This window comes from Nocardioides sp. NPDC087217, from assembly GCF_044744805.1.
Taxonomy (GTDB): Bacteria; Actinomycetota; Actinomycetes; order Propionibacteriales; family Nocardioidaceae; genus Nocardioides.
This window is the reverse complement of sequence record NZ_JBIUZB010000001.1, coordinates 1,343,908-1,367,422: the sequence shown is the minus strand read 5'-3', so window position 1 is coordinate 1,367,422 and position 23,515 is coordinate 1,343,908. Positions and strand designations below refer to the sequence as shown.

Annotated in this window: 19 protein-coding genes; 6 read left to right on the top strand and 13 right to left on the bottom strand. The window is 69.5% G+C overall.

The features are described from left to right. Positions 1-70: 70 nt before the first annotated feature. Genes ACIO3S_RS06695 through ACIO3S_RS06670 form a run of 6 tightly spaced genes read right to left on the bottom strand, consistent with a single transcriptional unit; the run spans position 71 to position 7,801 of the window. Positions 71-760 carry a response regulator gene (locus tag ACIO3S_RS06695; protein WP_400460777.1) on the bottom strand — a complete coding sequence of 230 codons (690 nt, stop codon included), beginning with the start codon at positions 758-760 and terminating at the stop codon, positions 71-73. After that, entirely contained in the window at positions 757-3,303 is a 2,547-nt protein-coding gene (locus ACIO3S_RS06690) for a DUF4118 domain-containing protein (RefSeq protein WP_400460775.1), read from the bottom strand. The genes ACIO3S_RS06695 and ACIO3S_RS06690 overlap by 4 nt, the downstream gene beginning before the upstream one ends. Before the next feature lie 4 nt (positions 3,304-3,307). Then, positions 3,308-3,922, bottom strand: a complete 615-nt coding sequence (kdpC, locus tag ACIO3S_RS06685; protein WP_400460773.1) for a potassium-transporting ATPase subunit KdpC — start codon at positions 3,920-3,922, stop codon at positions 3,308-3,310. 2 nt (positions 3,923-3,924) lie between these two features. Further along, positions 3,925-5,997: a potassium-transporting ATPase subunit KdpB gene (gene kdpB, locus ACIO3S_RS06680; RefSeq protein ID WP_400460771.1), complete on the bottom strand. Its 2,073-nt coding sequence runs from the start codon at positions 5,995-5,997 to the stop codon at positions 3,925-3,927. After that, the gene (gene kdpA / locus ACIO3S_RS06675; protein WP_400460769.1) at positions 5,994-7,658 is read right to left on the bottom strand and encodes a potassium-transporting ATPase subunit KdpA; all 1,665 of its coding nucleotides are present in this window, start codon (positions 7,656-7,658) and stop codon (positions 5,994-5,996) included. Before kdpA ends, kdpB begins: the two co-directional genes overlap by 4 nt. Then, positions 7,655-7,801 (bottom strand): hypothetical protein, encoded by a 147-nt coding sequence (locus ACIO3S_RS06670; RefSeq protein WP_160025150.1) that lies wholly within the window; start codon positions 7,799-7,801, stop codon positions 7,655-7,657. Before ACIO3S_RS06670 ends, kdpA begins: the two co-directional genes overlap by 4 nt. 305 nt (positions 7,802-8,106) lie before the next feature. On the opposite strand from ACIO3S_RS06670, the gene corA reads away from it, so the two are divergent. From corA to ACIO3S_RS06650, 4 genes are all read left to right on the top strand, one after another. Continuing rightward, entirely contained in the window at positions 8,107-9,243 is a 1,137-nt protein-coding gene (gene corA, locus ACIO3S_RS06665) for a magnesium/cobalt transporter CorA (RefSeq protein ID WP_400460767.1), read from the top strand. 11 nt (positions 9,244-9,254) lie between these two features. After that, a complete protein-coding gene (locus ACIO3S_RS06660; protein WP_400460765.1) occupies positions 9,255-10,283 on the top strand; it encodes a magnesium transporter CorA family protein in 1,029 nt (342 codons plus the stop codon). 58 nt (positions 10,284-10,341) lie between these two features. After that, entirely contained in the window at positions 10,342-11,301 is a 960-nt protein-coding gene (locus tag ACIO3S_RS06655; protein ID WP_400460763.1) for a DUF389 domain-containing protein, read from the top strand. Positions 11,302-11,395: 94 nt separating this feature from the next. Further along, a complete protein-coding gene (locus ACIO3S_RS06650; RefSeq protein ID WP_400460761.1) occupies positions 11,396-11,950 on the top strand; it encodes a hypothetical protein in 555 nt (184 codons plus the stop codon). 6 nt (positions 11,951-11,956) lie between these two features. Here the strand turns inward: ACIO3S_RS06650 and ACIO3S_RS06645 are convergent, their stop codons facing one another. Continuing rightward, positions 11,957-12,799 (bottom strand): acyl-CoA thioesterase, encoded by an 843-nt coding sequence (locus tag ACIO3S_RS06645; protein WP_400460759.1) that lies wholly within the window; start codon positions 12,797-12,799, stop codon positions 11,957-11,959. A gap of 136 nt (positions 12,800-12,935) precedes the next feature. Here ACIO3S_RS06645 and ACIO3S_RS06640 point away from each other — a divergent pair, with 136 nt between their 5' ends. Then, complete coding sequence (locus ACIO3S_RS06640; RefSeq protein WP_400460757.1) at positions 12,936-14,150, top strand: acetyl-CoA C-acetyltransferase; 1,215 nt, start codon at positions 12,936-12,938, stop codon at positions 14,148-14,150. Positions 14,151-14,205: 55 nt separating this feature from the next. Here the strand turns inward: ACIO3S_RS06640 and ACIO3S_RS06635 are convergent, their stop codons facing one another. Beyond that, positions 14,206-14,685: a MarR family winged helix-turn-helix transcriptional regulator gene (locus ACIO3S_RS06635; RefSeq protein WP_400460755.1), complete on the bottom strand. Its 480-nt coding sequence runs from the start codon at positions 14,683-14,685 to the stop codon at positions 14,206-14,208. Between the two features lie 251 nt (positions 14,686-14,936). On the opposite strand from ACIO3S_RS06635, the gene ACIO3S_RS06630 reads away from it, so the two are divergent. After that, the gene (locus tag ACIO3S_RS06630; protein WP_400460753.1) at positions 14,937-16,232 is read left to right on the top strand and encodes an MFS transporter; all 1,296 of its coding nucleotides are present in this window, start codon (positions 14,937-14,939) and stop codon (positions 16,230-16,232) included. Positions 16,233-16,313: 81 nt separating this feature from the next. On the opposite strand, the gene ettA is transcribed toward ACIO3S_RS06630, so the two are convergent. From ettA to ACIO3S_RS06605, 5 genes are all read right to left on the bottom strand, one after another. Next, the gene (gene ettA, locus ACIO3S_RS06625) at positions 16,314-17,996 is read right to left on the bottom strand and encodes an energy-dependent translational throttle protein EttA (protein WP_378819475.1); all 1,683 of its coding nucleotides are present in this window, start codon (positions 17,994-17,996) and stop codon (positions 16,314-16,316) included. 81 nt (positions 17,997-18,077) lie between these two features. Further along, positions 18,078-18,605 (bottom strand): single-stranded DNA-binding protein, encoded by a 528-nt coding sequence (gene ssb / locus ACIO3S_RS06620; RefSeq protein WP_400460751.1) that lies wholly within the window; start codon positions 18,603-18,605, stop codon positions 18,078-18,080. Positions 18,606-18,753: 148 nt separating this feature from the next. Then, complete coding sequence (locus tag ACIO3S_RS06615) at positions 18,754-20,406, bottom strand: GTP-binding protein (RefSeq protein ID WP_400460748.1); 1,653 nt, start codon at positions 20,404-20,406, stop codon at positions 18,754-18,756. Between the two features lie 42 nt (positions 20,407-20,448). Next, positions 20,449-22,311, bottom strand: a complete 1,863-nt coding sequence (locus ACIO3S_RS06610) for an ABC transporter (protein WP_400460746.1) — start codon at positions 22,309-22,311, stop codon at positions 20,449-20,451. Continuing rightward, on the bottom strand, positions 22,308-23,474 hold the full coding sequence (locus ACIO3S_RS06605; RefSeq protein WP_400460744.1) for a PrsW family intramembrane metalloprotease: 1,167 nt from the start codon (positions 23,472-23,474) through the stop codon (positions 22,308-22,310). The genes ACIO3S_RS06610 and ACIO3S_RS06605 overlap by 4 nt, the downstream gene beginning before the upstream one ends. Between the last annotated feature and the right edge of the window lie 41 nt (positions 23,475-23,515).

The window sequence follows — 23,515 nt, the reverse complement described above, 5'->3', positions numbered from 1 at the left end:
GAGGACAACGCTTCCGGTTCAGGCGTCGCGACGCCACATCCCGGCTACGCGGGGAACCGTAAGGATTTCGTCAAGATCCGTCCGGGTCGAGGGTGTAGCCGACCCCGGAGGTGGTGACGAGGTATCTCGGGTGGGAGGGATCGTCCTCGAGCTTGCGGCGCAGCTGGGCGGCGTAGACCCGCAGATAGTGAGTCTCTTTGGCATAGGCGGGACCCCAGACCTCCTTGAGGATCTGCTCGCGCGGGACCAGCCGGCCGACGTTGCGGGCGAGCAGCTCCAGGAAGGACCACTCGGTCGGGGTGAGGCGTACGTCATCGCCTGCCTTGTGCACCCGCTTACGGGCGAAGTCGATCTCCAGGTCACCGATGGCGAGGGTGGTCGCGGCCGGGGGCGCGGACTCCTGCGAGCGGCGTACGGCCGCTCGCAGCCGGGCCATCAGCTCGTTCATCGCGAACGGCTTGGTGACGTAGTCGTCGGCGCCCAGGTCGAGCGCCTCGATCTTGTCGTCGCCGTGCTGGCGGGCGGAGAGCACGACCACCGGCACCTGGGTCCAGCCCCGCAGCCCCTCGATCACCTCGGTGCCGTCCAGATCCGGGAGCCCGAGGTCGAGAAGGACGACGTCGGGGTGCGTAGCCGCGGCGGCGGCCAACGCCGAGCGGCCGTCCGTCGCCGTCTCGACCTCCCAGCCGGCGGCGCGCAGGTTGATGGCGAGCGCCCGCAGCAGCGCGGGCTCGTCATCGACGACCAGAACGCGGCTCATCGCCCGCTCCTCGCGCGCGGCACCGCGACGACCATGGTCAGGCCGCCGCCGGGGGTGTCCTCGGCCGAGAGCCGGATGCCCAGCGCCTCGCTCAGGCCCTTGGCCACGGCCAGACCGAGCCCGAGCCCACCGGCCGAGGTGTCGTCGAGACGCTGGAAGGGCTCGAACATCCGGTCCCGCTGCTCCTCGGGCACCCCTGGTCCGCGGTCGACGATCATCACCTCCACAGTCTCCGGTGTCTCGTGCGCGAGGACGCGCACCGGCTCGCCGGCGTTGGGTCCCTGTCGGCTGACCCGGACCGCATTGCTGACCAGGTTGGCGACGATGCGCTCGAGCAGGCCCGAGTCGGTGCGTACGAGCGGGGTGTCCTCGCCGACGTCGAAGGCGATCGATCCGGGCGGCAGGCCGGCCACCGCCAGCGGCAGCGACTCCTCCAGACTGACGTCCCGCATCGCGGGGTGCACCAGACCGGCCTCGACCCGGGAGAGGTCGAGCAGGTTGTCGATGAGCGCCTCGAGCTGGTCGGCGGAGGTCGCGGCCGACTCGACGAGCTCCTTGCGGTCCTCCTCCGGCACCCTGCCCACGAGCAGGCCGTCCAGGGCGGCTCGCATCGTCGCCAGCGGCGTACGCAGGTCGTGGGACACCGCTCGAAGCAGGGCCGTCGAGGTCTGCTCCGCCCGCTCCAGGGCGAGGGCGCGGTCGGCCTGGTCGCGCAGGCGGCGATGCTCCAGCACCAGTGACGTCTGCACCGCGAAGGCCTCCAGGACCCGTCGATCGCGCGCCCGCAGCGGGGTGCCGCGCAGGACGATCACGTGGGTGTCGTCGACGGCCACCTGGGCGTCGCCCTGGTCCGGGTCTGCCGGGTAGCCGACCCCGGCACCCGCCAGCCGCACCCATCCCTGCGGTGTCTCCTCCAGCAGAACCACCGCCTGCTGGGCGAAGGTCTCGCGCACCCGGCTCACGATCGCCTCGGCAGTGTCCTGGCCGGTGAGAACCGAGCGGGACAGAGCCCCCATCGTCGCCGCCTCTCCCCTGGCCTGGCGTGCTTCGGCCGCTCGCCGTGAGGCGCGGTCGACGACGGTGGCGACGCCGACCGCGACCGCGACGAAGATCACCAACATCACCAGGTTGCGTGGCTCCGCGATGGTGAAGCGGTGTACGGGCTGGGTGAACCACCAGTTCAGATGGAGGAACCCGGCGAGCGCGGCGGCCACCGCCGGCCAGCGCCCACCCACGAGCGCGACCAGGACGGTGGCGGCGAGCAGCAGCATGCTGGCCAGCGGGAGCTGGTTGGAGATGTCGCCCTCGATGCCGTCGTTGTGGAGCAGCCAGACCAGCGCCGAGGGCACCAGGAGCGCGCACATCCAGCCCAGAGCCTGCCGGGTGCGGCTGAGCGGTGAGCCGAGGCCGCCGCGGACCCGCGAGCCGCGGGCGATCTCCTCGTGGGTGACGAGGTGTACGTCGATCGACCCGGCCGCGGCCGCGATCCGGTCTCCGGTGGTGCCGGTGAAGAGCCGACGCAGCCGCCCGTGCCGGGAGACGCCGACGATGATCATGGTGGCGTTGGCACCGGTCGCGAAGTCGACCACGGCCGTCGCCGCGTCCTCACCGATCACGCTGTGGAAGGTGCCGTCCAGCGACGCGGTCAGCGCCTGGACGCGCTCTATCGAACCGGCGTCCGGTCTGGCCAGCCCATCGGCGGTGACCACGTGGACCGCCAGCAGCTCAGACCCCTTCGCGCGCTGGCACAGCCGGGCCGCTCGCCGCAGCAGCGTCTCCGACTCCGGGCCTCCGGTGACCGCGACCACGATCCGCTCCTTGGTCGGCCAGGGGTGCTCGATCCGGTGCTCGCGCCGGTAGTCGCCCAGCGCATCGTCGACCCGGTCCGCGAGCCACAGCAGAGCAAGCTCCCGCAGCGCGGTGAGGTTGCCGACCCGGAAGTAGGAGGTCAGCGAGGCATCGATGGTCTCGGGCTTGTAGACGTTGCCATGAGCCATCCGCCGCCGCAGCGCCTCCGGCGCCATGTCGACCAGATGGATCATGTCGGCGGTCCGCACGAGGTCGTCGGGCACCGTCTCCCGCTGGCGTACGCCGGTGATCCGCTCGACCTCGTCGTTGAGGGACTCCAGGTGCTGGATGTTGACCGTGGTGATCACGTCGATCCCCGCCGCCCGGATCTGCTCGACATCCTGAGCCCGTTTGGTGTGTCGGCTGCCCGGCACGTTGGTGTGTGCGAGCTCGTCCACACAGACCACCTTCGGGTCGCGGGCGATCACCGCCTCCACGTCGAGCTCGGTGAAGGTCGCGCCCCGATAGTCGATCTCCCGGCGCGGGATCACCTCGAGCCCCTCGATCTGGCGCGCGGTGTTGCTGCGGTCGTGGGTCTCGACGAACCCGACGACCACATCGGTCCCGCGCGCCTGGCGCCGCTGCGCCTCGCCGAGCATGGCGTACGTCTTGCCGACGCCTGGCGCGGCTCCGAGATAGACGGTCAGACGGCCCCGCTTCCGCGGGGACCGTCCGTCCGTTGACGTGGTCTGCACGTCCCTATTCAACCCTCTGCGCGCGCACCGCGATGTTGAGCTCGAGCACGTTGACCCGCGGCTCACCGAGGATCCCGAAGGTCCGGCCGTCGGTGTGCTCGGCCACCAGCGCCGTCACCTCCTCCTCCGAGAGCCCGTTGGCGCGGGCAACCCGGGACACCTGGAGGGCTGCGTAAGCCGGTGAGATGTCGGGGTCGATGCCGGATGCGGAGGTGGTGACGGCGTCGGCGGGGACCTGGTCGACCGTGACGCCTTCGCGCGCGGCGATCTCGCGCTGGCGCTCGGTGATCGCCTTGACCAGGTCCGGGTCCTCCGGGCCGAGGTTGGAGCCGTAGGTGGACAGCGTGTCCCAGCCGTCGCCGGCCGCGCTGGGACGCGGGTAGAAGAGCCCCTCGTCGTCGTTGCCCTGCCCGATCAGGGCCGAGCCGACCGCCTCGGCGGGGTCGTTGGTGTGCGCGCCCGACTCGGTGACCAGCGAGCCGTCGGCACGCCATCCGAAGGCGGCCTGGGCGACGCCGGTGACGACGAGCGGGAAGACGATCCCGCACAGCAGGGTGGCGGCGATGAGCACGCGGAGCCCGGCGAGGGAGTGACGTAGCAGTGCAAAGAGATCAGGCATGTTCACAGTCCTGGGATGAGAGAGATGACGAGGTCGAGCAGCTTGATCCCGACGAACGGCACGATCAGGCCGCCGACCCCGTAGAGCAGCAGGTTGCGGCGCAGCAGGGCCGAGGCCGAGGAGGGCCGGTAGCGGACGCCGCGCAGCGCGAGCGGGATCAGCGCGATGATGATCAGCGCGTTGAAGACCACCGCGGAGACGATGGCCGACTCCGGCGAGGAGAGCCGCATGATGTTGAGGACGTCGAGCGCGGGGAAGGCGCCGACGAACATCGCGGGCAGGATCGCGAAGTACTTCGCGACGTCGTTGGCCACCGAGAAGGTGGTCAGCGCGCCTCGGGTGATCAGCAGCTGCTTGCCGATCTCGACCACGTCGATCAGCTTGGTCGGGTCGGAGTCGAGGTCGACCATGTTGCCGGCCTCCTTGGCCGCGGTCGTCCCGGTGTTCATCGCGACGCCGACGTCGGCCTGCGCCAGCGCGGGCGCGTCGTTGGTTCCGTCGCCGCACATCGCGACCATCCGCCCGCCGCGCTGCTCCTTGCGGATCAGCGCGAGCTTGTCCTCCGGGGTCGCCTCGGCGAGGAAGTCGTCGACGCCCGCCTCCTTGGCGATCGCCGCGGCGGTGGCCGCGTTGTCGCCGGTGATCATGACCGTCTTGATGCCCATCGCGCGCAGCTCGTCGAACCGCTCGCGGATGCCGTCCTTGACGACGTCCTTGAGATGTACGACGCCCAGCACCCGTGCCGGGTCGCTGTTGCGGTGCTCGGCGACGACGAGCGGCGTACCACCGGTCTCGGCGATCTCGGAGACGATCACCCCGGTCTCCGGGGGCACCTGGCCCCCGTGCTCCTTGACCCAGGCCGTCACCGCGGAGGCGGCGCCCTTGCGTACGCTCAGGCCGGGGCTGTCCAGGCCGGACATCCGGGTGGTGGCCGAGAACTCCACCATCGTGGCCTCCGCCGGCCCGCCCATCGAGCGACCCACGAGCGTCAGGATGCTCCGACCCTCCGGCGTCTGGTCGGAGAGGCTGGCCAGGACCGCTGCGTTCTCGGCGCCGGTCAGCGTGACCCCGGTGACCGGGATGATCTCGTACGCCTGCCGGTTGCCGTACGTGATCGTGCCGGTCTTGTCGAGCAGGAGCACGTCGACGTCACCAGCCGCCTCGACGGCCCTTCCTGACATCGCCAGGACGTTGCGGCGTACGAGCCGGTCCATGCCGGCGATGCCGATCGCGCTCAACAGCGCGCCGATGGTGGTCGGGATCAGGCAGACCAGCAGCGCGGTGAGGACGAGCCAGGACTGGTGCGCGCCGGAGTAGCCGGCGAGGTAGTAGAGGCTCCAGCAGACGACCACGAAGATCGCGGTCAGGCTGGTCAGGAGCACGTTGAGCGCGATCTCGTTCGGCGTACGCTGCCGCTCCGAGCCCTCGACCAGGGCGATCATCCGGTCCACGAAGGAGTGGCCCGGGTCGGAGGTGATCCGGACGACGATCCGGTCCGAGAGGACCAGGGTGCCGCCCGTGACCGCCGACCGGTCGCCGCCGGACTCACGGATCACCGGGGCGGACTCGCCGGTCACCGCGCTCTCGTCGACGCTCGCGACCCCCTCGATGACGTCGCCGTCACCGGGGATCCGCTCGCCGGCCTCGACCACGACGACGTCGCCGGCGCGCAGGCCGGTGGAGGCGACGACCTCCTCGGCACCGCCCGGGCCACCATGCAGGCGGCGTGCGGTGGTCTCGGTCTGCAGGGCACGCAGGCTGGCCGCCTGGGCCTTGCCGCGGCCCTCGGCGACCGACTCGGCCAAGGCACCGAAGACGACGGTGAGCCACAGCCAGATCGTGACCAACCAGCCCATCACCGACGGGTCGAGGACCGACATGACGGTCGTGGCGGCCGCACCGATCTCGACCACGAGCATGACCGGCGTCGCCACCAGCTTGCGGGGATCGAGCTTGCGCAGCGCACCAGGCACCGCTTCGGCGATCTGCTTGGTCGTGAGCACCGACGGTGCCGCCTCGACATGGGTCGAGTGCTCGGTGCCTTCTTCACGGGTACGTACGGGGGTCTGGGTCATGACAGGGACTCCACGATCGGGCCCAGCATGAGAGCCGGGACGAAGGTCAGGCCGACGACGACCAGCGCGACGCCGGTCAGCAGGCCCACGAAGAGCGGGCGGTGGGTGGGCAGGGTGCCGGCGTTGTCCGGCAGCCGGCTGGCGGTCGCGAACCGGCCCGCCAGGGCGAGCACGAAGACCATCGGGACGAACCGGCCGAGCAGCATCAGCATCCCGAGCAGCGTGTTCCAGAACGGGGTGCCCGAGGTGATGCCGGCGAAGGCGGAACCGTTGTTGTTGGCGGCGCTGGTGACGGCGTACAGCGCCTCGGAGAGGCCGTGCGGGCCGTCGGTCGAGAGGCCGGCCAAGCCTGCCGGAGCGGTCAGCGCGATCGCCGCGCCGACCAGCACCAGGATCGGGGTGGTCAGGATGTAGACCGCGACCAGCACCATCTCGTCGCGGCTGATCTTCTTGCCGAGATATTCAGGCGTACGTCCCACCATCAGGCCGCACAGGAAGACCGTGACCACGGCGAGCATGAGCATGCCGTAGAGACCGGAGCCGACGCCGCCGGGGGCGATCTCGCCGAGCATCATGCCGAACAGCGCGACACCGCCACCGGGTGCGGTCAGGCTCTCGTGCATGCCGTTGACGGCACCGGTCGAGGTGCCGGTGGTGGCCGCGGCGAAGAGCGCCGTGGCCGCCTCGCCGAAGCGGGTCTCCTTGCCCTCCATCGCCGCTCCGGCGAGCTGGGGAGCGGTGCCGGGACCGGCCATCTCCGCCCAGGTCAGCAGGGTGATGCCGACGGTCAGGAGGGTGCCCATCGTGGCCAGCACCGCGCCGCCTTGGCGCTTGTCCTTGACGATCAGGCCGAAGGCCCAGGCCATCGAGAACGGCAGCACGAGGATCGCCCAGATCTCGAGCAGGTTGGTGAACGGGTTGGGGTTCTCAAAGGGGTGGGCGGAGTTGACGTTGTAGAAGCCGCCGCCGTTGGTGCCGAGCTCCTTGATCGCCTCCTGGCTGGCGACCGGGCCACCGGTCAGGGGCTGGGTGCCGCCGGTCAGCGTGGTCATCTCGTGCACGGAGTGCAGGTTCTGCACCGCCCCGGCCGCGACCAGCACGATCGCGACCACGAACGCCGCCGGCAGCAGGACCCGGACCGTCGTACGCACCAGGTCGACCCAGAAGTTGCCGATCCTTCCCTGGCTGCGGGTGCGGGCGAGCCCGCGCGCGAAGGCCGCGGCGACGGAGAGACCGACCGCGGCGGAGACGAAGTTCTGCACGGCGAGCCCGGCCATCTGGATCAGGTGGCCGGTGGCCGCCTCGCCGGAGTACCACTGCCAGTTGGTGTTGGTCACGAACGAGACCGCGGCGTTCCAGGCTCCGTCGCTGGGCAGCGGGTCGAAGCCTCCGTCGAGCGGCAGCAGGTTCTGCAGCCGGCCGAAGGCGAACAGGAACAGGATCCCGGCCAGCGAGAAGCCCAGCGCCGACATCGCGTACGAGCGCCAGTGCTGGTCGGCCTCGGCGTCGACCTTGAGCGCACGGTAGGCCACCGTCTCGGCACGCAGGTGCTTCGGGCTGGTGTAGATGTGGGCGAGGTAGCGCCCGAGGAGAGGAACCGCGAGGGCCAGCGCCGCGATCAGGACGACGATCTGCAGGACGGCGGCGGCGACGGGACTCATCGGCTCACCGCCCGCGGCTCGGCCTCGGTGGGGGCGGTGTCGGTGTCGGAGGGCTGGCCCAATCGCCGGTCGATGACTCCGACCAGCGCGGCGAGCCCTGCGAAGGACACCAGCGTGATGAGGATGTAGACGAGATCTAGCACGGCTCCATTGCAGCCCCGCCCGAGGCCGTAGAGGGCCGTCCTTGACGGTTCCCTGACGGGGTACGCCTCGCGATTGACGCATCCTTGACCGGGGGCGCCTACCATGTCCCCGTGCGGACGTGGCTCCGCGCGAATGAACAGGCAATCGGTTGCTACCGCGAGCGAGAAGAGGAGGTGGCTGAGATGGACGGCCAACCTCCGAGTACCACCTCGCCCTGACCGGTCCGGCCCACCTGGAGTGCGCGCCGGGCTGGTGCGTCGCGTTCCCGCGTCGCGATCCCGCTCGCATCATTCCGGAGGCCATCATGTCCGAGCACCCGTTCCTGCGCCCGTTCACCAAGCAGCGCCGTTCCGACCCGCCGACGATCCCGCCGCTGCATGGCGGAGGCGGTCGGTCGACGACGCCGGTGCCGGCGGCTCGCGGCAGCATGATCGACAGCGCCGTCTACGTCGGCGGCGACCGGGTCGACTCGCCCTCGACGCTGGCCGAGACGTACCGCTCGCTGCGCGACCACGACGACGCGATGGCCTGGATCGGTCTCTACCAGCCCAACCAGCACGAGCTGGCCTCGCTGGCCGAGGAGTTCGGCCTGCACGAGCTCGCCGTCGAGGATGCCATCCTGGCTCACCAGCGACCGAAGATCGAGCGCTACGACGAGACGCTGTTCGTGGTGCTGCGGGCAGCCTGGTACGTCGACGAGACCGAGAACATCGACTTCGGCGAGCTGCACCTCTTCGTCGGTCCCGACTTCGTCCTCACCGTCCGCCACGGCGCCCAGCCCGACCTCTCCCCGGTGCGGCGCCGGATGGAGAGCAACCCCGATCTGCTCAGGCTCGGCCCGGAGGCGGTCCTGTACGCCATCCTCGACCGTGTGGTCGACGGCTACGCGCCGGTGGTCGCCGGACTCGCCAACGACATCGACGAGATCGAGACCGAGATGTTCCGCGGTGACACCCAGGTGTCCCGTCGCATCTACGAGCTCTCCCGCGAGGTGGTCGAGTTCCAGCGGGCGACCCGGCCGCTGCTGAACGTGGTCCGCTCCCTCTCTGCTGGATTCGAGAAGTACCGCACCGACGAGGAGCTCCAGCGCTACCTGCGCGACGTCGAGGACCACGTGATCGGGACCGTCGAGCAGATCGACGAGTTCCGCAACCTGCTGCGCGACATCCTGACCGTCAACGCCACCCTGGTTGCCCAGCAGCAGAACGAGGAGATGAAGGCGCTCAGCGAGCTCAGCGTGCAGCAGAACGACGAGGTCAAGAAGATCTCCGGTTGGGCGGCGATCCTCTTCGCTCCCACACTGGTCGGCACCGTCTACGGGATGAACTTCGACTTCATGCCCGAGCTGCAGTGGCGCTACGGCTATTTCATGGCGCTCGGGCTGATGCTGACCGTCAACGTCGTCCTCTATATCCTGTTCCGCCGTCGCAACTGGATCTGAGAGGCCCCCACATGACGGTCTACGCACTACGTCCGACCGGACTCACCGAGCACGACCTCGACGAGGTCACCGAGCTGCTCGACGAACCCGGCACCGTGGTGTGGATCGACCTCCCTCAGTGCGACGCGGCCATGTCCGAGCAGCTCAGCCGTTGGTTCCCGTTCCACTCCCTCGCCTTGGGCGACTGCGTGGCCCGCAACCACATCTCGAAGTTCCACTTCTACGACGACCACGTCTTCACGGTGCTGCACGCCCCGAAGCTCGGCAGCGGCGGACACGTGCACTACGTCGAGCTCGACCAGTTCATCGGCCCGAACTACCTGGTGACCGTGCACGGTCCGCTCAACCCGGTGGTCGACCCCGAGGTGGCGCACATCGACACCGACGGCGTGCGGCAGCGGATCCTGAAGGGCGACATCCATCCGCGTACGTCCTGGGACCTGTCCCACTCCATCGTCTCGTCGATGGTGCGCCGCGAGACCCAGCTGGTGGCCGACCTCGCCCGGGAGTCCGGCCGGATCGAGCAGCAGGTCACCGACGACGACCGTGACGACGACCCGGAGACGCTGCTGGAGGAGCTGTTCCAGGTCGGGCACGCACTGCTGGCCGTACGCACCATCGCCACCCACAGCGCGGAGACCTACCGAGCCGTGGCGCGGCGCGGGAACGGACCGGTCGCGGGCTTGGCGGTGCGGGCAGCGGAGATCGCCGACCGGTTCGAGATGGTGCGCACCATGGCCGACGGGCAGGGCGACTTCGTCCGCGGGGTGATCGACTTCTACCAGGCCCGCACCAGCACCCACCTGGCACTGGCCACCGAAGGGCTCGCCGCCACCTCGGTGCGGCAGAACGACGACATGCGCCGGATCTCGGCCTGGGTCGCGATCGTCGCCGCACCGACCCTGATCACCGGCTTCTTCGGGCAGAACGTGCCCTACCCCGGGTCCGGCGAGACTACTGGCTTCATCGCCTCGACCGTCGCCATCATCGTCACCGCGGTGGTCCTGCACAGGGTGTTCAAGGCCAAACGCTGGCTCTGACCCGAGGTGCGGGCATGGGCGCGGCCACACGGCGATGCGGTAGGCGACAATGTGCGCCATGCTGCAGTTGCGGATCACCTCGCCGGCACATCTGACGCCTCAGGTCATCGACGTGCTCACCGCAGACCCGGCGGTCAGCGAGCTCTCCTCGCTGCCCGGCGCATCGCTGCGTCCGGAGGGCGACGTGGTGATGGCCGGGGTGGCGCGGGAGGCCGCCAACGACGTCATCGACCGGCTCCGTGACCTGGACGTGCACAAGGAGGGCAGCATCCACGTCGACTCGGCCAAGGCGTGGCTCTCGGAGAGCGCGCTGAAGGCCGCCGACCTGGCTCCGGGCAGCAGCGCGGACAGCGTGGTGTGGGCCGACGTCACCCAGCAGGCCTACGACGACACCGAGGCCAACTGGACCTTCATGAGCCTGATGACCCTGGCGACGCTGCTGGCCGGGATCGCGATCGTCCTCGACTCCCAGATCCTGGTGATCGGGGCGATGGTGATCGGCCCGGAGTTCGGCGCCATCGCGGCGTTGGGCGTCGCCCTGGTCCGGCACCGCTATCACCTCCTCGGCCGCTCGCTGGGCACGCTCGCCCTCGGATTCCTGGTCGGCATCGCGGTCACCACGGGGGCCGCGCTCATCGGCCGCGCCCTCGGCTGGATCGATCTCGACGACGTGCTCGCCGACCGGCCGGGGACCGGCTTCATCTACACCCCGGACAAGTGGTCGTTCATCGTGGCGCTGATCGCGGCGTCGGCAGGCGTACTCGCCCTCACCTCGGCCCGGGTCGGCGGCCTCTCCGGGGTCTTCATCTCGGTGACCACCATCCCGGCAGCCGCCAACATCGCCCTCGGTCTCGCCTTCGGCGTGGGCCACGAGATCCGAGGCAGCGTGCTGCAGCTGCTCCTCAACATCACCGGGATGGCGCTCGCCGGCTGGGCGACGCTCGGCATCCAGCAGGTGGTGTGGAAACGGATCTCCGAGCGCCGCGCCCGGTTCGTCCGGCGGGTCAGGAAACGCTGACAAAGGTCCCGCTTCTCGACATCTGACGCAAGCACTGGGAGGCTACTGGACTCAAGCAGAACATTTAGTTGACCAGAGCGCTCTCGGAGGACGCATGCGGGCAATTCAGCGGGCTATCGTCGGAGTCGGGCTTGCAGTCGTCGCCCTCGTCGCGATGGCACTGCTCATCGGAGGGATACGGTCGATCGGACCGGACCAGTCGACCCAGCCCGCGCAGCAGGCGACCGGTCAGCAGACTCCGCTCACCGATGACCCGACCGGCCCGCCCGACCCCATCGACGCCGCCGAGGACACCTCGGTCGGCACGCTGCCCCCTCCTCCCGACGCCTCGCTCGCCACCCAGCTCGCCTCCCGCGACCTGCTCGCGCCGCCCGACTCGGCGCCGAACGCGAACCAGCCCACCGAGGGCAGCACGCTGAGCGCCCGGAAGACGCGCGGCGGCGAGAAGTCGGACGAGACCTCAGGTCAGGTCCCGGCCATGCCCGGGCAGGACTTCACCACGACCCAGGACGGCTGGGACTGGAGTCAGTGGGACGCGGATGGCTGGTACGGCGACCGCGACAGCGACGACGACTGCCGGCGCGAGCAGCACTATGAGCACCGCTACGACCGCCGCGACGACTGCGACGATGACGACCGACGCGACTGAAACGATCTACAGCACGCTCTCGACGGCCGCACGCACCTCCGGGCTGGGCTCGACGGCCTTCCCGGACTCCAGGTCGTAGAAGACCAGCGTGACCTGCCCGCGGGCGAGCCGAAGGTCTCCGTCGGCGATCTCGGACTCGATCGTCATCGACTTGGTGCCCAGCCGGGAGACGTAGCTCCACACCTCGTACGGCTCCGAGCGAGCCAGGACCGGTGCGTGGTAGGTGACGTCGGTCTGCGCGACCACGACGGACGGCCAGCCTTCGATGCCGTGCTGCGACCTGAGCCGCTGCGTCAGCGCCACCCGTGACTCCTGGAAGTACTCGAAGTACTTCACGTTGTTCACATGCCCGTAGGCGTCGACGTCGGAGAAGCGGACGTAGAGCGGGAAGCGCCCGTCCTCGAGCCGCTTCGGCTCACCCAGGGCGAGCGGCTTCGGCGACCACTCCTCCGGGTAGGCCTCGAGGTACGGCTGGAGGTTGGCCTTCTCCTCCGGCTTGAGCCGGCGCGGCGACTCGGTGGCGAAGACGTACGGTGCCAGGACCGTGCTCGCCCGCAGGAAGATCTTGCGGGTGCCGTCGGGCTGGTCGCGGAAGATCTCGTAGGCCATCGTGAAGCTGGCCGCCCGGATGTCGGTCACCCACGACTCGACGTAGACCGGCTTGAAGTCGAAGAGCAGCGGGGCGACGTACGTGACCTGGTGGCTGGCCACCACGACGCCCTCGGCCAGGCCCTGGGTCTGCGGGCTCCGGGCGTGCGTGCGCAGCATGTCCACGCGCGCCTCTTGGAGGTAGTCGACGTAGACGACGTTGTTGACGTGGCCGAGCATGTCGAGGTCGGCCCAACGCATGGGGCATTCGTAGAGGTGGCGCACGTGCCCGATCCTTCCAGATCATCTTGGGCACTGGACCTGGCGACCAGAGGCTGTCCGGGCGAGTATGGTGTCGACCACAGTTCTACTTACTCATCAGTAACCGGGAGTCTTCATGCCTGAGGCAGTCATCGTCGCCGCCGCCCGCACCCCGATCGGGCGAGCCAACAAGGGATCTCTGAAGGACTTCCGTCCCGACGACCTCGCGGCGCTCATCACCAAGGAAGCCGTCGGCAAGGTCGAGGGTCTCGACCCCAACGACATCGACGACCTGCTGCTCGGCTGTGGTCTGCCGGGCGGCGAGTCGGGCAACAACATGGGCCGTGTGGTCTCCGTGCTGAACGGCTGGGACAAGGTGCCCGGCGCGACCATCACCCGCTACTGCTCCTCCTCGGTGCAGACCTCGCGAATGGCGCTGCACGCGATCAAGGCCGGCGAGGCCGACATCATCGTCTCGGCCGGTGTCGAGACCGTGTCCCGCTTCTTCAAGGGCACCTCGGACCACCTGCCCGACACCGTCAACCACCTCTTCGACGACGCCCAGTCGCGGACCACCGCCACCGCCACGTCCAACGAGAAGTGGCACGACCCTCGCGAGGACGGCCTGCTGCCGGACGTCTACATCGCGATGGGCCAGACCGCCGAGAACCTCGCCACCTCGCGCGGCATCTCGCGCCAGGAGATGGACGAGTTCGGCGTACGCTCCCAGAACCTTGCCGAGAAGGCGATCGCCGACGGCTTCTGGGCCCGCGAGATCACCCCGGTCACGACCCCCGACGGCACCGTCGTCTCGGCCGACGACGGCCCCCGCGCGGGCGTGACCCTGGAGGCCATCTCCGGCCTCAAGCCGGTCTTCCGCGAGGACGGCACCGTCACCGCCGGCAACTGCTGCGCCCTCAACGACGGCGCCGCCGCCGTCGTGGTCATGTCCGACACCAAAGCCGCTGAGCTCGGCGTCACCCCGCTGGCCCGGATCGTGTCCACCGGCGTCTCCGGCCTCTCCCCCGAGATCATGGGCCTCGGCCCGGTCGAGGCGACCCGGAACGCGCTGAAGTACGCCGGCATGTCGATCGGCGACATCGACCTGGTCGAGATCAACGAGGCCTTCGCGGCCCAGGTCATCCCGTCCTACCAGGACCTCGGCATCGACATCGACCGCCTCAACATCAACGGCGGCGCCATCGCCGTCGGTCACCCCTTCGGCATGACCGGCGCGCGCCTGCAGAACACCATGCTCAACAGCCTCGACTGGCACGACAAGTCCACCGGTCTGATCACCATGTGCGTCGGCGGCGGCCAGGGCATGGCGATGATCCTCGAGCGCATCTGACACCCACCCCTCGACTCGGCGCGTCTGTCACAGGCAGGCGCGCCGAGTCGGCGTTTCAGCGCATCTCGATGCCGGGGCGGTCGCTGATCAGGTGGTCGGAGACGGCGTTCATCACTCGCCCCAGAGCCGCGAAGTCTTCGGGGCTGACCAGATCGATGAGGTAGTCGCGCACGCCGGTGACGTGAACGTGGGCCGCTTCCCGCAGCAGCTCGAAGCCGCGGTCGCTGAGGGTGGCGACGACACCGCGGCCGTCCTCGGCCGAGTTGCGGCGTTCGACCAGCCCGGCACGCTCCATCCGGGTGATCGTGTGCGTGACCCGGGAGCGCGAGTGGGCCAAGGAGTCGGCGAGCTGAGCCATCCGCATGGCGCCGTCGTTCTCGGAGAGGCGTACGAGGATCTCGTACTCCGGGAGCGAGATGTCGAAGCGGGTGCGTAGGTCGGCGTCCAGGCGGTCATCGAGCAGGGTCATCCCCATCATCAGCGCACGCCAGGAGCGCTGTTGCTCTTCGTCCAGCCACCGAGTCTCATCACCCACGGGGCATTACGTTAGCCCTGTCTACGGGCTGTTCCATGCACTGGCACCCCTTAACGGCGAGGAAGTTGTCACCGAAGGTTCGATCCGAACCCGGGACGAGAGCCCTGAAACAGCCGGGACCAACGGCAGAATGAGCCGGGACCTAAGCCCGCGACGAGGCCGGCGATGAGACCGGCGATGAGACCGGTCCGAGGCATCGCAGGCCCCAGAAACAATTCGCCACGGCTCCAGGTAAAGGCGAGAATCGTTCGGTGTCGACTCCCCCTGCTCTCGGTCTCCGTGACTTCATAGCCGCACTTCCACGCGAGGGCCGCTGGCTCCTGTCGACGGTTGCGATCCAGCTCCTCGGTCGCGGCATGACGCTGCCGTTCACGATCATCTACCTGCATGAGGTACGCGGCTTCGACCTCGGTCTCTCCGGCACCCTGATGGGCCTGATCGCCATCGCCGGCTTCCTCGTCACCGGCCCGGCGGGCAGCCTTATCGACAAGTACGGCGCCCGTCCGGTCATCCTCGGCGGCCTGGTCTGCGCGATCGCCGGTGACGTCATGCTCGCCTTCGCCACCACCCCGGTGATCGCCGCGGCGGCGCTGTGTCTTCTGGGCGTCCAGGCCGGGGTGTCCTGGCCGGCAGCCAACGCCCTGGTCGCCACCGTGGTCGAAGGTGAGCTCCGGCAGCGCTACTACGGTGTGAACTTCGCGCTGATCAACCTCGGCATCGGCGTCGGCGGCGTCATCGGTGGTCTCTTCATCGACGTGAGCCGGCCCGAGACGTTCACCTACGCCTTCCTCGCCAATGCCGCCACCTTCACGATCCCGGCCCTGGTCCTGCTCGGCCCGCTGCGTCATCTGCACGGCCGCGCCGCACGACCTGCCGCCGACGAGCCCGACGCGACCGCCTCGTACGCCACGATCCTGCGCCGTCCCGAGGTCATCTGGCTGGTGGTGATCGGGGTGCTGCTCTCGACCCTGGGCTATGGCCAGATCGAGAGCGGGTTCCCGGCCTACTCGCGTCAGATCGCCGAGGTCTCCACGCGGGTCATCGGGTTCGCGTTCGTGGTGAACTGCGCGGTGATCGTCCTCGCCCAGTTCTGGGTGATGAACCGGGTCAGCGGCCGACGGCGCACTCGAGTGCTCGTCGCCACCGCCGCGATCTGGGGCCTGGCCTGGGTGGTGTTCGGGGCGACCGGCTTGGTCCCCGGCTCCGTCGCAGCCATCGTCGGCGTGGTCGCCTTCCAGGGGATCTTCTTCGCCCTCGGCGAGACGCTGATGCAGTCGGCCTACCCCGCCCTGACCAACGACATGGCGCCCGACCATCTCCGCGGGCGCTACAACGCGATCAACTCCGCCTCGTTCCAGACCGGGGCGATCATCGGCCCGATCCTCGCCGGCTTCCTGCTCGAGCACGGCCAGTCGACGGCATTCATCGCGCTGATGGTGGTCGGCTGTGGCTTCATCGTCGCCGCCTCGATGCGCCTGGAGCGCCGGATCACCCCCGCCGTGAACGGCGTACGCCCGGCAGCGGCCCAGGAGCCCGCAACCCTGTGACAAACGCGCCGAGTCGGCTCGTTGTGACGAGCCGACTCGGCGATGGTTCTGGTCAGAACGCGCCGACTCGGCGCGGGTTGGTCAGTCGCGGGTGAGGCGACGGTGGGTGACGCGGTGGGGGCGGGCGGCCTCCTGGCCGAGGCGCTCGATCTTGTTGGCCTCGTAGGACTCGAAGTTGCCCTCGAACCAGAACCACTCGCCCTCCTTCTCCTCGGTGCCCTCCCAGGCGAGGATGTGGGTGGCGATGCGGTCGAGGAACCACCGGTCGTGGGAGGTGACCACGGCGCAGCCGGGGAAGTCGAGCAGCGCGTCCTCGAGCGAGGAGAGTGTCTCGACGTCCAGGTCGTTGGTGGGCTCGTCGAGCAGCAGCATGTTGCCGCCCTGCTTCAGGGTGAGCGCGAGGTTGAGGCGGTTGCGCTCACCACCGGAGAGCACGCCGGCCTTCTTCTGCTGGTCGGGACCCTTGAAGCCGAAGGAGGCGACGTAGGCCCGCGAGTTCATCTCGAAGTTGGCGACCTTGATGAAGTCCAGGCCGTCGGAGACGACCTCCCAGACGTTCTTGTTGGGGTCGATGCCGCCGCGGCTCTGGTCGACGTAGGAGATCTTCACCGTCTGGCCGACGTTGAGCTCACCCGCGTCGGGCTTCTCAGAGCCGGTGATCATCCGGAACAGCGTGGTCTTGCCGACACCGTTGGGGCCGACGATGCCGACGATGCCCGCACGCGGGAGCGAGAACGAGATGTCGTCCCACAGCGTGCGGCCCTCGAAGCCCTTGACCAGGCCCTTGGCCTCCATCACCACGTCGCCCAGGCGCGGGCCCGGCGGGATGTTGATGTCGGCGGTGTCGATCTTGCGGGCCTTGTCGGCCTCGGCGGCGAGCTCCTCGTAGCGGGCCAGACGCGACTTCGACTTGGTCTGGCGTGCCTTGGCGTTGGAGCGGACCCACTCCAGCTCCTTCTCGAGCATCCGGGCGCGCTTGGCGTCCTTGAGGCCCTCGACCTTGAGACGGTCCTTCTTGGTCTCCAGGTAGGTGGAGTAGTTGCCCTCGTAGCCGTGGATCGAGCCGCGGTCGACCTCGGCGATCCACTCGGCGACGTTGTCGAGGAAGTAACGGTCGTGGGTGACCGCCAGGACGGCGCCCTTGTAGCTCTTCAGGTGACCTTCCAGCCACTGCACCGACTCGGCGTCGAGGTGGTTGGTGGGCTCGTCGAGGAGCAGCAGGTCGGGCTCCTGCAGGAGCAGCTTGCACAGCGCGACACGGCGGCGCTCACCACCGGAGAGGTTGTCGACGAGCGCGTCGCCCGGAGGGCAGCGCAGCGCGTCCATCGCCTGCTCCAGCTTGGAGTCGATGTCCCAGGCGTTGATGTTGTCCAGGAAGGTCTGGAGCTCACCGGTCTCGGCCATCAGAGCGTCCTGGTCGGCGTCGGGGTCACCCATCTCCATGTAGGCGTCCTCGAGGCGCTTCATCTTCGTCTTGATCTCGCCGACCGCCTCCTCGACGTTCTCGAGGACGGTCTTGCCCTCGGTCAGCGGCGGCTCCTGCTGGAGCATCCCGACGGTCGCGTCCTGGTCGCGGACGATGTCGCCGTTGTTCGGATGGTCCAGGCCCGCCATCAGCTTGAGCAGCGAGGACTTACCCATGCCGTTCGGGCCGACGACGCCGATCTTGGCACCGTGCAGGAACGAGAGGGTGACGTTGTCGAGGACGACCTTGTCGCCGTGGGCCTTGCGCACATTGCGCAGGGAGAGGATGTAGTCGGCCATGGTGCCCACCCTAATGAGGGAGAGGCACGCCGGTACAACCGGCGCACCTTGCCACAGGGCCGTGCGACCGCCCGGCTCACCTCAGGCTGCCACAGACGCCTCCGTCTCATCAGTCGCCTCGCCATCGTCCGCCGGCGCCGGCTGCTGGTCCCACGGGTCCGCACCCGGCGCCCGCCAGTCGGAGAGCGGGTCGCGCTCGGGGTCGTCGTCGCGGGGTCCGGGGGCCGGAGCGGCGACCGCGGCCAGTGAGCGCGGATTGCGCGAGATGCTGGACATGCCACGGTTGAGGTCGTGGCCGACGACGGTCGCCTCGACCTCGAAGGTGTTGACCTCGAGCCCGTCCTTGTTGACGTAGCTGCGGGCGGACAGCCGTCCCTGGACGACCACGGGGTCGCCCTTGCGCAGCGAGCGCCCGACGTTCTCCCCCAGCTGACGCCAGGCACTCACCGAGAACCATTGCGTCACGCCGTCGCTCCACTCTCCGGTGGACCGGTTGAGCTTCCTCGGCGTGCACGCCATCCGGAAGTTCGCGACCGAGACCTCACCGACGTTCCGCACGACGGGGTCGGCACCGACGTTGCCGCGCAGGGTGATGATCGAGTCGTTCATCGTTGTCTCCTCGTGTTCGCGCCCGCCTGATGCGGGCCTCGGAGACAACCCTGCGCTCGACCACCGACAGTTCCGGGCGGCGTACGTCCGCCTGTGGACAACCCCGGATCGAACCGTGCCTGTGGACAGTGATCGGCCCGCCGACCGGTCAGCGCAGCGCCTTGGCCACCCCGTGCCGAAGGGCGGTGTAAGCCGCCAGCTCGGTCTCGATCGGGTCGACGACGAGCTCACGGGACACGTCCGCGACCGCCGTACGCAGCCGCGCATCGGCCGCCCGCGCCCGACGTCGAGCGGTGCTGATCACCAGCACATGGCACACGGCCCACAGCACCAGCCCGAGCCCGACACCCCCGATGACGAGGACGTACGGCAGCTCGACCCCGGCGACAGAGGGCGTCACGTCGCCGATCTGAGCGGCTCCGGAGAGAAGCAGCGCCACCGACCACACCAGCCCGACGGTCGCGAGGATGATGAGGAGCCACTGGAGCGCCTTGACCAGCCCGGTCCACAGCGGCAGCCGCTCGGCGTTCAGGTCGACTCCGCCGACCGAGGCGTCGAGCCTGTCGGCGAGGTCGTCCATCCGCGAGACCGATGCCCGCCGGATCGCGTCGCGCCACGGCGAGGCGAGCCCGGCGCCGGCCTCGTCGGCCAGCTGACGCACCTCGGTGTCGACCCGCGCGCGCTCGACGGCGGTGGTCTGCGGCAGCGAGGTCCGGGCGCGCCCGGCCAGCTGGGTCGCCTCCTCCCCCAGCGCCAGGTGAAGCCGCTTCAACGGGTCCGGCTTCAGCCGGGAGACCCAGGAGACCAGCGGCCAGCCCGTGGCCGCACTGGCCCGGGTGCGTACGGATCGCTCGACCGCGTCCACCACGGTCGGCACCCCGGCGGCCTCGGAGATGGCGTCCTCGAGGGCCTCCACCCGGGGCTTGGCCAGGGAACGCGGCTTGGCGTCACCGGACGCCTTGGCGAGCTTCACGGCGGCGGTCTTGATGTCGGCCGAGAGCCGGGACTTGTTGGCCCGCTTCGCCGCGGCCCGCTGGGCGATCTCGGTCTTGAGCTGCGGGATCCCCCAGCCGAGCTTGGCCGAGACCGGGATCACCGGCACGTTGCGCAGCCCGTCCTGGTCGAGCAGGCGGCGTACGTCACCCAGCATCGCCTCACGACGGTCCTCGGGGACGCGGTCGATGTGGTTGAGCACCACGACCATGATCTCGGAGTGGGTCCGGAGCGGCTGCAGATAGCGGTCGTGGATGGCCGCGTCGGCGTACTTCTGCGGGTCCAGCACCCACACCAGCATGTCGGCGAGCTCGACCAGCCGGTCGACCTCGAGATGGTGCGAGACCTCGGTGGAGTCGTGGTCGGGCAGGTCGAGGAGCACCACGCCGTCGAGCTCGTGCCCCTCACGGCGGGTGTCGAGCATCGAGTCGCGGGTAGTCTGGTGACGCTCGGGGATGCCCAGCCACTCGAGGAGCTCCTGAGCGCCCTCCGAACCCCACACGCAGGCGGTGGCCCACGAGGTGGTCGGCCGCCGGACACCGACGGCGGAGAGCTCGAGCCCGGTCAGGGCGTTGAACGTGGACGACTTGCCCGACCCGGTCGCCCCCGCGACCCCGACGACCGTGTGGTCGGCGGAGAGCTTGAGGCGTCCCTGAGCCTTGTTGACCACGGCGCGCGCGTCCTCGACGAGTCCGTCGTCGAGGCGCCCCGTCGCCGCCACAGTCGCAGCCGTCAGTCCGTCCAGCCGATCACCGAGGTCTCCGCCTCGGCTGACCAGGTTCTTTGCACCTTCGAGCAGACCGCTCAAGGATCCCCCTTCCCTTCCTGAAAAAGCTCAGTCTGACAAGTCTCAGTCATCGCCGCGCTGGCTGGCGAAACGGGCGTCGCCGACCTTCCGCGCAGCGTGCCTCAGTCGCTCCGGTGCACCATGGTCGATCTGCAGCGCGTCGACCTGACCCGTGTAGCGCGCACGCTCCTCGTCGACGAGTCCCACGATGCGTACCTCCAGCGCCTTGCGCGCCCGGGACGCGAGCCCGCGCACGGCCTGGTCGCCGAAGACCGCCTCCAGGAGCTTCTGGCCGAGCAGGAGGGTGCCGCCGGCGATGCCCACCTCGGCACCGACGAGCGCCCCGCCGGTGGAGGCGAAGACGACCACCATCAGCGCGACTCCGAGGCCGTTGACCCCGTAGGAGAGGAACTTCGCAGTCGTACGTTTGTCCTGACCCTCGCTGCGCACCATGTCGAGCACGTCCTGCTGCCAGTCGCGCACCGCGCGCTCGGCCTTGGGCCGCAGCGCACGGGAGGCTCTGCCGAGGTCGGCGGGGCCGGTGGCGAGCAGCCCGCGGCCCGCGGGACTCATCTGCCAGGCCGCCTCGGCCCTCTCGGCAGCCGCCTCGCACTGCTCCAGGATCAGCATCTCCAGGCCGCCCTGTACGGCAGCGGTCACCCGTTCGGCCTGCTGCGGCTTGCCCTTGATCGAGCCGAGGATCTTGTCGCGAAGCATCCCCACCTTCGTCTCGAGCGCCTTGAGGATCTCGCCGCTGCCGACGAACTCCTGCCAGCGCGCGAGCACCTCGCCACGCAGCAGCGTCCCGTCGGCGGTCGCCGCCATGATGGACCTGAGCGCCTCGTCGTAGGCCATGTCCGCATCGGTACGCAGCCGCTGCGCGGCCTCTCCCTGACCGTCCGCGGTGTCGGCGATCGGGTGGACCTCCAGGGTCAGTGCCCGCACCGCACCGTCGAGGGTCTGGGTGACGACCTGATGTCGCGCGGTGGCGTCGTCGGCGAGCATGTCGAGCCAGGCGCGTACCTCGGCGACGTGTTCGGCGGGCAGCAGCCCCTGCTCGGAGACCTCGCCCTCGTGGACGATGAAGAGCGGTGAGTCCTTGAGCCCGCGCGAGGCGAGCATCCGCGCCAGGTGGCCGGCGACGGTCTGGACGGCCTCGGTCGGAGTGCGGTCGAGCACCACGGCCACCGCGGTGGAGCGGTTGGCGGCGAGCTGGAGGAACTCCCAGGGCACCTGGTCGGCGTAGCGTGCGGCCGAGGTGACGAAGATCCACAGGTCGGCCGCGGCGAGCAGCTCGGCCGCGAGCACCCGGTTGGCCTCCTCCACCGAGTCGACGTCGGGCGCGTCCAGGATCGCCAGCCCGGGGTGCAGCCGGTCGCTGGCGACCAGCTGCAGCGCACCGGGGTCGTTGGTCGGGTGGTTGACCCGCTCCAGCTCGGGAAGCAGGCGGTCCTGGCCTAACCAGCGGCCGTCCTCGGGGTGGTGCACCAGCACCGGCGAGCGGGTCGTCGGCCGCAGCAGCCCCGGCGTGGTCACCTTGGTGCCGACCAGCGAGTTCACCAGCGTCGACTTGCCGGCGCCCGTGGAGCCGCCGACGACCGCGAGGAGCGGCGCGTCGATGGTCATCATCCGCGGGATGACGTAGTCCTCGAGCTGCTCGACCATGTTCTGCCTGGCAGCCCGCTGCTCGTCGGCGCCGGGCAGGTCCAGCGGCAGGGTCACCTCGGTCAGCGCGCGGTGGAGCTGGATGAGCGAGGTCACCATCCGGTTGCCCTCGCCGCCGGACGCCTCGATCTCGGCCCGGGCGGCCTCGAACTCGGTGGTCGGCTTCTCCGCGAGCATCCCCGCGGTCAGCGCCTCGTAGGCAGCAGGCCGGGTCTCCGGAGCCGTCTCCGGAGCGTCGTCGTCTCTGTGTTCTTCGTTCATCCGGTCATCACCTGCCCGCTCGGGAACGCGATGTGTGGACGTACCTCACTGATGCGGTCAACGTATGCCCTCCCCCGGGCGGCGAAGTCTGGCGGCGGGTTGCCGCGCAGGAATCGCCAGTGCAAGTATCCGAGCTCGATGGCAGCCTGCTGGTATTCACGCATGGCCGCAACCCCCTGAGCCCCTCCATGGGTCGACGCGAACCTCCGCGCCTGCTCCCGGCGCCGCAGATCGACCACCCAGCCGATGTCGGTGTAGGGAATCAGCCCCCGTTGGGCGGCGTCGGTCAGCGACCGGGTCAGCACGATGCGCTCGGACTTTCGCCGCCAGACCGCGAAGACCACCATCGAGACGAACGCGGGCACCATCACCACGACGTACGCCAGCAGGAACCCGGCCCCGTCATAGAGCAGCGTCGAGCCGTTCCAGGTGCCGTGGGTGAGCACCGCGATGGCGTAGCCCAGCAACGGCGCCACGACCTTCAGCCAGCGCTTGCGCGTCACCACCGCGATGCCGATACCGATGCCGGTGAAGGCGGTGAAGAGCGGGTGCGCGAAGGGGCTGAACAGGCAGCGCATCACGAAGACGGCGGTGAACTCACCGATGTGTCCCGTGGAGCTGTCGCCCATGCCGGGCGTGCCGTTGTAGGTGCCGCCCAGGTAGAGGATGTTCTCGGTGAAGGCGAAGCCGATGCCGACCATGCCGGCGTAGACGATCCCGTCGAGCACCCCGTCGAGGAGGTGGCGACGCCAGACCAGCAGCACGAAGAGGAACAACCCCTTGGCCGCCTCCTCGGTGACCGGAGCCACGATCGCGAGCTGGGTCGGCTCGCTCCACCCGGCGAGCAGCGCCCCGACGCTCTGCACGATCAGCGCGGCGGCGACCGCGACGAAGGCGCCCCACCCCAGGCCGAGCGCGAGCAGCGACTTCGGCTCGGGTTCGTAGCGGTCCAGCCACAGGAAGGCATAGACCAGCGGCACCACCGGGATGGCCGCGAAGAGCACTCCCAGGATCGCGCCGGTCGGGGCAAGATGGTCGTTGACGACGCTGGTGCTGAGCAGAACGATGCCGAGAACCGGCAAAGAGGTCAGCACGACAAGCACGCCCACCACGATGGTGAACGTGCGGTTGCTTCTCGTCGGATCCTTCGGGATCGCCCCCATGCGCGCCAGACTATCGGGCGTCCGGACCGCACGTGCGACCA